Below are 632 nucleotides of genomic sequence, written 5' to 3' on the forward strand. Positions count from 1 at the left end.
GGGCGGTTACCACTTTGTGATTCATGACTGGGGTGAAGTCGTAACAAGGTAGCCCTAGGGGAACCTGGGGCTGGATCACCTCCTTAAACGAAAGAGCCTTAGCGCTCAGTTGAGTGTCCACAACGAATTATCTGAACAAAGAATTAGAGAGAGCGTAATTTAGGCTTATTCAAGCCTTGGTTATTGTCTGATCATTCGAAAGAATGAACAGAAACCTTGCAAGTAATAATACGAAGATTATTCAAAGGAAATCGAGGCGCTTGAGGATGAGTTAAGGAGCATATGTTTTATATGTGACTGACACGAAGACGAAAGCAACAAAGATTTACAAAGAATAAGCGAGTATGAAGGCTTGTAGCTCAGTTGGTTAGAGCGCACCCCTGATAAGGGTGAGGTCGGCAGTTCAAATCTGCCCAAGCCTACCAATTTTTCCTTATGCGTCGTTAAGTTGTTCGTCGTTTAGTGGTACTAAACTTCCTCACAACTTGCCTTGCCTAAGAAAAAATATCAGTTGTTTACCTCGTATTAGGGTAGCACTGGGGCTATAGCTCAGCTGGGAGAGCGCCTGCCTTGCACGCAGGAGGTCTGCGGTTCGATCCCGCATAGCTCCACCAAACGGAAGTGTTTTTCAA

Annotated in this window: 2 tRNA genes and 1 rRNA gene; all 3 read left to right on the top strand. The window is 45.1% G+C overall.

What is annotated here, in order from left to right:
- Positions 1 to 86: ribosomal RNA gene (locus ABD744_RS19345) — 16S ribosomal RNA — on the top strand; the annotation flags it as partial.
- Between the two features lie 262 nt (positions 87 to 348).
- Positions 349 to 425 (top strand) — tRNA-Ile (locus tag ABD744_RS19350).
- A gap of 113 nt (positions 426 to 538) precedes the next feature.
- Positions 539 to 614, top strand: a tRNA-Ala gene (locus tag ABD744_RS19355).
- Positions 615 to 632 lie beyond the last annotated feature (18 nt).

It is taken from the genome of Litoribacillus peritrichatus, assembly GCF_039537985.1.
Lineage (GTDB): Bacteria > Pseudomonadota > Gammaproteobacteria > Pseudomonadales > Litoribrevibacteraceae > Litoribacillus > Litoribacillus peritrichatus.